Source organism: Turicibacter sp. GALT-G1 (assembly GCF_025594995.1).
GTDB classification, from domain to species: Bacteria; Bacillota_I; Bacilli_A; order MOL361; family Turicibacteraceae; genus Turicibacter; species Turicibacter bilis.
Window position 1 is genome coordinate 1 of the sequence record NZ_JAMQUS010000091.1, and the last position, 8,619, is coordinate 8,619.

General features: G+C 35.6%; 6 protein-coding genes. All 6 read left to right on the forward strand.

Going from position 1 to position 8,619, the window contains the following annotated elements; translation table 11 throughout:
- Positions 1 to 203: 203 nt before the first annotated feature.
- Positions 204 to 1,712 (forward strand): tRNA (N6-isopentenyl adenosine(37)-C2)-methylthiotransferase MiaB, encoded by a 1,509-nt coding sequence (gene miaB / locus NEH74_RS12875; protein WP_055241271.1) that lies wholly within the window; start codon positions 204 to 206, stop codon positions 1,710 to 1,712.
- Positions 1,696 to 2,046, forward strand: coding sequence for a YlbF family regulator (locus NEH74_RS12880; RefSeq protein WP_055241270.1), 351 nt, complete (start codon positions 1,696 to 1,698; stop codon positions 2,044 to 2,046). Before miaB ends, NEH74_RS12880 begins: the two co-directional genes overlap by 17 nt.
- A 170-nt stretch (positions 2,047 to 2,216) precedes the next feature.
- On the forward strand, positions 2,217 to 2,759 hold the full coding sequence (gene cotE, locus NEH74_RS12885) for an outer spore coat protein CotE (protein ID WP_055241268.1): 543 nt from the start codon (positions 2,217 to 2,219) through the stop codon (positions 2,757 to 2,759).
- Positions 2,760 to 2,936: 177 nt separating this feature from the next.
- Positions 2,937 to 5,636, forward strand: a complete 2,700-nt coding sequence (gene mutS / locus NEH74_RS12890; RefSeq protein ID WP_055305025.1) for a DNA mismatch repair protein MutS — start codon at positions 2,937 to 2,939, stop codon at positions 5,634 to 5,636.
- Positions 5,637 to 5,643: 7 nt separating this feature from the next.
- Positions 5,644 to 7,509 (forward strand): DNA mismatch repair endonuclease MutL, encoded by a 1,866-nt coding sequence (gene mutL, locus NEH74_RS12895; protein WP_055305023.1) that lies wholly within the window; start codon positions 5,644 to 5,646, stop codon positions 7,507 to 7,509.
- Positions 7,510 to 7,517: 8 nt separating this feature from the next.
- On the forward strand, positions 7,518 to 8,429 hold the full coding sequence (gene miaA / locus NEH74_RS12900; RefSeq protein WP_055305021.1) for a tRNA (adenosine(37)-N6)-dimethylallyltransferase MiaA: 912 nt from the start codon (positions 7,518 to 7,520) through the stop codon (positions 8,427 to 8,429).
- Positions 8,430 to 8,619: the final 190 nt, after the last annotated feature.

Below are 8,619 nucleotides of genomic sequence, written 5' to 3' on the forward strand. Positions count from 1 at the left end.
ACCCATGCCGGGCGCACATAGAAAAGACTAGTGGCTATAAATGGTCACTAGTCTTTTTTTGTATCCTTTTTTAAAGGGGTAAAGCGAGGTGGACATGAGTTGATTATTGTATATGTTGTAAGGTATAATAGACAAAGTGACTCGTGTTTTGTCACATAGAGAATAAAGTGGATTAATAAAGCTTTAAGATATAGGTGATAAGGATGAATGAACAACAAAAAGAATTATCGTTACAAGCAAATCAGCCAAAAGCTGAAAAAGATTATAGCCGCTATTTCCAACGTCCAAGCATCAATAGCGCTCGTAAACGTAGCCGTGAACAAGCACACGTTCACCGTGATTTCGTTATTGAACAGTCAATTAAGAATATTGGAAAAGGGAAGAAGTATTTAATTCAAACTTATGGTTGTCAAATGAATGAGCATGATTCAGAAGCGATTATCGGTATTGCAGAAGAATTAGGGTATAGTAAAGCTGAATCACAAGAAGAAGCTGATTTAATTATCTTAAATACGTGTGCTATTCGTGAAAACGCAGAAAACCGTGTCTTTGGTGAATTAGGGCGTTTAAAACGTTTAAAACGCACAAATCCTGATTTGATTTTAGGGGTTTGTGGATGTATGTCACAAGAAGAAAAAGTCGTTAATCAAATCATGGAAAAATACCAATATGTTGATTTAGTTTTCGGAACACATAACATCTACCGCTTACCAGAGTACATTCATAATGCATTAATGGGGAAAGAACGCGTGATTGAAGTTTGGTCTCAAGAAGGAGAAATTATTGAGAACATGCCTCGTACACGTCAAGGAAGTATTAAGGCATGGGTAAATATTATGTATGGTTGCGATGAATTCTGTACATACTGTATTGTACCGTATACACGTGGTAAAGAGCGTAGCCGTTTACCAGAAGATATCATTGCTGAGATTCAACACTTAGCAGCGGAAGGATATCAAGAAGTCACATTATTGGGACAAAACGTTAATGCATACGGAAAAGACTTCAAAGACCGTGAATATACATTCGGTGATTTATTAAACGATTTAAATAAAATCGATGTTCCACGTATCCGTTTCACAACATCACATCCACGTGATTTTGATGAAAAAACAATCGCAGCTTTAGCGAAACGTGGAAACTTAGTGGAGCATATCCATTTACCAGTTCAATCTGGAAATAATGAAGTTTTAAAACGTATGAACCGTAAATATACACGTGAAATGTATTTACAGTTAGTTCGTGATCTTAAAGCGGCGATCCCAGGCGTATCAATTACAACAGATATTATCGTTGGATTCCCAGGTGAAACAGAGGAACAATTCCAAGATACATTATCACTAGTAGAAGAGGTAGGATATGAAGGAGCCTTCACATTCATCTTCTCTCCACGTGAAGGAACACCAGCTGCACGTATGGAAGATAACGTATCTGAAGCAGATAAAAAAGATCGTTTAAATCGCTTAAATGAAGCAATTAATCGTGGATTCCGCGCTGGAAATAAACGCTTTGAAGGTCAAATCGTTGATGTTTTAGTTGAAGGAACAAGTAAAAATGATGATACGATGTTAGCGGGATATACACGCCACAATAAGCTAGTTAACTTCAAAGGAGATGCGTCTAAAATCGGTCAAATCGTTAATGTTAAAATCACTGAAGCTAAAACATGGCATTTAGCTGGAGAGATGGTTAACGATGACACAACAAACTAACTTACCTTCTTTTGAAAAATTAAAAGAAAAATTAGCAACCGATCCGATTATGGAACGTTATCGTCAATTAACGCAAAAGGTTCACCAAAATGAAAAACTACTAGCGTTATATGATGAATATATTAAAAAACAAAAAGAGCTCATTAAATTTGAGCATTATGGAAAGTTGAATGCGAAGTTACAAAAAGAAGCTGAAATGAAAGCTTTAGAAGATGAGCTTTACGATAATCCGCTCTTTAATGAATATATTCAGACTCAGATTGAGTTGAATGAACTCTTTTCGACGATGACTCATATAATACAATATAAGGTTAATAAACATCTTAGTGAATAGCTAAGATGTTTTTTAATTTTACATACTTTTGTGAGGCCAATGGGTGATAGGCGTTCAGGAAAATTCGTGAGGAGGCATGAAGTTTTTCTTGAATGAAATCTCATAAAGTCATTCAATTAAGTATCAAATAGGTTAAGAGCTGAATATAGTATCAGTGAGGAGGTATTAGGATGAATGATATTCGTGAAATTGTAACAAAAGCCGTAATCGGTAAAGGTAAAAAAAGATTTAAAATCACATCACCTCTTAATGATTTAAGAAGCCCAGCAGATAGTATCTTAGGATGCTGGATTATTAATCATAAATTCGGAGCAAGAAAATGTGATAATTCTGTTGATGTAAAAGGTGTTTATGACATTAACGTGTGGTATTCATTTGCTGATAATACACAAACTGAAGTAGCGCGTCAAACAATTGAATATGATGATCAAGTTAATGTTCATCGTACCATCCGTGATTGCTTATATGAAGGTGATGAAGTCATTGCGAGAACCATTCAACAACCAACTTGCGTCGATGCAAGAATTGAAGATGGTGAAATCGTTGTTGAAGTTGAGTTCGAAATTGTGGTTGAAGTCATCGGAGAAACAAAAATGCGTGTGTCAATCTTAGGACCAGTTGAAAACGACTGCGATACAGACGATGAAGAAGATGAAATCGACCAACAAATTAATCCAAACTTCTTAAAAAACTCACCTTTTAGAGGAGAATAAGGCAGAAATGCCTTATTCTTTTTTTTATTTCTGAGAAAATTATTCGAATGATTAAAACTCCTTAAATTCGTCTATCATAGAAGAAATTGAAATGTTTGTAATCGCGCCTTCCGAACGTCCTTAAATCGACACTTTATGCTATAATAAAAACATGTGAAAAAAGAAGGAGTTTTTATCATGCGAGATAAGTCTAAATACACACCTATGATGCAACAATATTTGACTATCAAAGAGAATTATCAAGACGCCTTTGTCTTTTTTAGATTAGGTGATTTTTATGAGCTATTTTTTGAAGATGCCCAATTAGCATCAAAAGAATTAGAAATTGCGCTAACTGGTCGTGAAGCAGGAGCTGAAGAACGTGTTCCTATGTGTGGGGTTCCTCATCACTCAGCTGAAAATTATATTAATCGTTTAATTGAACGTGGTTATAAAGTAGCGGTTTGTGAGCAGGTTGAAGACCCAGCGAGTGCGAAAGGGGTTGTTCGCCGTGAAGTCGTTCGTTTATTAACACCAGGAACAGTCATGAATCAAACGGCATTAAATGAAAAAGAAAATAACTTTATTTTATCAGTCGTTTCTTTTGAGGATGCCTATGCTATTGCGTACAGTGATTTATCAACCGGAGAAAACTATGCGATGCGTTTACCGAAAGAAGATCAATCATTAGTCGGGGAATTAATTAGTTTAGGATGTAAAGAAATCGTTATTGGATCTGACGTTGATGTTAAAATATTTTATAACTTACGTGCGCTCAAACAAATCGTGTTATCGTATGAAGAAGAACGCCTGATTCCAATTGAATATCAAATTTTAGCGGAGGAAGTGAACGATGGTTATTTAACGCAAGCCTTTGGTCGTTTAGTCAACTATCTAGTTCGTACGCAAAAAAGTGCACTCGGTCACTTACAACCGATTAGTTTAACAAAGAATGAAGACTATTTAAGCATAGATTATAATTCACGCCGAAACTTAGAGTTAACAGAGACCATCCGTTCAAAATCACGTCAAGGTTCATTACTTTGGTTACTTGATAAAACAAAGACTGCAATGGGAAGTCGTTTATTAAAACAATGGATTGAACGTCCATCAATTAATGCACAAATGATTAATGAACGTTTAGATGTAGTTGAATCATTCATGAGTGATTTTATGTTAAAAGAGGAGTTAAAGCGTCACTTAGATGAAGTTTATGACTTAGAACGTTTATCAGGGCGTATTGCGTTTGGAAATGCGAATGCACGTGATTTATTACAATTAAACTCGTCATTAAATCAAATCCCGCATATTAAAGCATTATTGAGTCAATTGCCAATGCCCACCATCCAGCAACAATTAGCTCGTATGGCGGATTGTTCTCATATTACGGATATTTTAGAAAAAGCAATCGTTGACAATCCACCCATTGGAATTAAAGAGGGTGGTATCATTAAAGATGGCTATCATGAGACACTAGATGAGTATCGTTACATTGTGACACATGGGAAAGAGTGGATTTTAGCATTAGAAGCGGCCGAACGTGAAAAGACAGGGATTCGTTCGTTAAAGATTAAATATAACAAAGTGTTTGGTTACTATATTGAAATTAGTAAAGCGAACTTACACTTAATTCCTGAAGATGCTGGTTATGAGCGTAAACAAACGTTGGTTAATGCGGAGCGCTTCATTACCAAAGAATTAAAAGAAAAAGAAAATTTAATTTTAAATGCAGAAGAAAAATCGATTCAATTAGAATATGAATTATTTAGTGAGTTACGCCAACTTGTTAAAAATGAGATTCCAAAGATTCAACAGATTGCAAAAGTGATGGCTTATTTTGATGTCCTTCAATCCTTTGCAACGATTAGTGAAGAGAATCGCTATACACGCCCTCAATTAAATCGTGAGCATATCATTGATATTAAAGATGGACGTCATCCAGTAGTTGAAAAGGTATTAAAAGACACACAATATGTTGAAAATAATTGTGTGATGCCATCGGATTTATCCATCTTGTTAATAACAGGTCCTAACATGTCGGGGAAATCGACGTACATGCGTCAATTAGCTTTAATTGCCATTATGGCTCAAATCGGATGTTATGTGCCGGCAAGTGTCGCTAATGTACCAATCTTTGATCAAATTTTTACACGTATTGGTGCAGCTGATGATTTAGTTTCAGGACATAGTACATTTATGGTTGAAATGATGGAAACGAATTATGCGCTTGAACATGCTACGAAAGATAGTTTAATTTTACTTGATGAAATTGGACGTGGAACAGCAACGTTTGATGGAATGGCCTTGGCACAATCCATTATTGAGTATGTTCATGATAAAGTCGGAGCGAAAACATTATTCTCGACACACTATCATGAGTTAACTCAATTAGAAGAGAAGTGTGAGCATTTAGAAAATCGCCATGTGCGTGCCGAAGAGCACGAAGGACAATTAATCTTCATGCATAAGGTCATGGAAGGACCATCAGATAAGAGTTACGGGATTCATGTCGCACAGATTGCAAAGCTTCCGACAAGTTTAATTTCTCGTGCAAAACAATTATTAGATGCGCTTGAACAAGATAAAACAGCCATTCAAAACTCACTGGAAACGGCAGTGAAAGTGGAGGTAGAACCTATTCAAGATCTCCCAGTAGTAAAGGAACCAGATGTAAAGCTACAACCAGCCCTTGAAGCCGAGCAAGGACAGCTATCGTTATTTGAAGTTGTAGAATCTCCTAAAAAAGAAAAAACAAAAGTTGAAGTTAAAGTAGAATATGTAAATCCTTATGAAGATATCATTAAGGAACTAGATCAGATTGATTTATATCAATTAACACCAATGCAGGCGATGAATGTCATGTATGAATTAAAGGTGAAAATGAATCAAAGAAAGTAGGTGACTTATGGGAAAAATACAGCGTATGAGTGAGCAACTGGCCAATATGATTGCAGCGGGAGAGGTCATTGAACGTCCCGCCTCGGTCGTGAAAGAGTTGCTTGAAAATGCGATTGATGCCCAAAGTACAAATATTGAAATTCATTTACAAGATTCAGGTGTTCGTCAAATTAAAGTCATTGATAATGGAGAAGGGATGAGTGAAGAAGATGCTCATCTCGCCTTTGAACGTCACGCCACAAGTAAAGTTAAAACACAATATGATATATTTAGAATTCAAACACTTGGGTTTCGAGGTGAGGCCCTTCCGTCAATTGCTTCAGTTTCAGATGTTCATGTAAAAACATCAGATGGCATCAATAGTGGATTGCATTTAAATATTAAAGGTGGCGATGTTCTTGCATCAAAACCAGGTGTCATGCGTAAGGGAACTGAGATGGAAGTGAATCATCTGTTCTTTAATACGCCAGCTCGTTTGAAACATATTAAATCGTTGAATACTGAACTGAGTCATATCACAGATTATATCAATAAGATTGCACTTTCTCATCCAGAGATTGCGTTTAAATTATTTAATAATCAACGACTATTATTCCAAACGAATGGCCAAAATAATTTACAAAGTGTCATTGCTAGTGTTTATGGTTTTGATATTGCGAAAAAGATGATCCCTTTTTCAGCGAAAAATGATACATATGAAATTTCAGGATTTATTAGTGATCCTATCATTAACCGTGCGTCTCGAAATTATATGACAATTATTGTAAATGGGCGTGCGATTCGTAATTATAATGTCATGCGCTCTATTTTAGAAGCCTATCATACCTTATTACCTAAAGATAAATATCCGATTGTGGTCCTTAATCTAAAGCTTGATCCGATGTTAGTGGATGTTAATGTTCATCCTGCTAAACTAGAGGTTCGCTTTTCACAAGAAGAAGCGCTAAGAACGTTTATTTATACAGAAATTAAAAAAGTGTTAAATCACGTGGAGTATATTCCACAACCAGAAATTAAAGCTCCCGTTATGCCTCAGCTATCAAAACCAGTTCAACAAACGCTAAGTTTCCAGGCAACCAAAGTAGAGACACCGTCAAAAGTGATTCAACCAGAACCAATGGTGATGAAGCAAAAGTTAGTCATTGAAGAAATTCAAGAGAGTACGGTCGTGACTGATGTGGAAGCGAATTCAGTTCACGAGGAGTCAGTTGAAACGATCGCACAATCAGTACCTTTAGCCCAATCGAGTCAAGAGAAACTTAAAGTGGTGGCACCAACGAAACTGGAAGAAGCGAAACTTGAACTTTATTATATTGGACAACTTCATGGAACGTATTTACTTGCTCAAAATGAAGAAGGACTATTTATTGTTGATCAACATGCAGCGATGGAGCGTGTGCAATATGAGAAAAATTATCAACTCTTACGTGATGTGAGTGGAGATTGTGTCGAGTTGTTGATTCCTATTGTATTAAAATATGCAGCTAACGAACTATTACTTTTAAAAGAAGCCCTTCCATCTTTAATGAAATTTGGTTTTGAAATTGAAGAATTCGGAGGTCAATCATTAGTCGTTCGTAGTATTCCTGTTTGGGCACAGAAATTGGATGCGAAATCGATTGTTGAGACAATTTTACATCAGGTGATTTTAGATAACCAAGTTGATATTGGGAAGTTGCGTGAATCAGTGGCAATTATGATGAGTTGTAAAGGATCAATTAAAGCGAATCAGTACATTAATGAGTATGAAATTAAAGAGTTGCTTCAAAGCCTTTGTTATTGTGAGCAACCTTATACGTGTCCGCATGGACGTCCGATTATCGTAAAAATGACAAAGTATGAAATTGAAAAATTGTTTAAACGCGTAATGTAGGTGAAAAAATGGATGTATTATGTATTGTTGGCCCAACAGCCGTTGGGAAAACCAAAATGAGTATCGAGTTGGCGAAGCAATTAAATGGTGAAATTATTAGTGGCGACTCGATGCAGATTTATCGTGGAATGGACATTGGAACAGCTAAAGCAACAATGGATGAGCGCCAAGGGATTCCACATCATTTAATCGATGAAAAAAATCCAGATGAACCATATTCTGTAGCCGCATTCCAACAAACCGTTCGTGCTAAAATGGAAGAGATTAAATCTCGTGGAAAGCTACCGATTATCGTGGGTGGAACAGGATTATATATTAAAAGTGTTTTGTATGATTATGAATTTGCTGGAGAATCTGAATCAAAAGAGATTGATGAAGCGAAGTATGGTCATTTAAGTAATGAAGAGTTACATGCTAAACTTGCAGCTGTTGATGAAGCGGGGGCAAAAGACATTCATCCTAATAACCGTAAACGTGTTATTCGAGCACTTGAAATTTATGAAACTTCAGGGGTTAAAAAATCTGAAATGATTGAAAAACAAGAACATAAAATGATTTATGACGCTTGCTTAATCGGATTAACGGATGATCGTAATGTTTTATATGATCGTATCAATAAGCGTGTTGATACGATGTATGAAACAGGGTTAGTTGAAGAAGTAAAAGCTTTATTTGATGAAGGTATTCCGGCTGAATCTCAGTCGATTCGAGCGATTGGATATAAAGAACTTTATGATTATTTTAAGGGATTGATTTCATTAGAAGAAAGTAAAGAATTAATTAAACGAAATTCCCGACGTTATGCAAAACGTCAATATACATGGTTTAATAATCAAATGGATGTTACATGGTTTAAGGTTGATGTACAACATTTTGATAAAACAGTTAAAGAAGTGTTAACTTATGTTCAGAATAAATAAAAAGGAGATTTTTAATCTCCTTTTTATTTGCTTTGAATAGGGGTGACCATTAAGGTTTGGTTGAATTGCTATCAAATCCTTTGGAGTTGGTAGACTTACTATAAGATGCTTTAATATCAAAGCAGTTTAATAAATAATTTTAAAATAAATTTCTAGACAGGATATTTAGTCACTAACAAAAAACACCTTA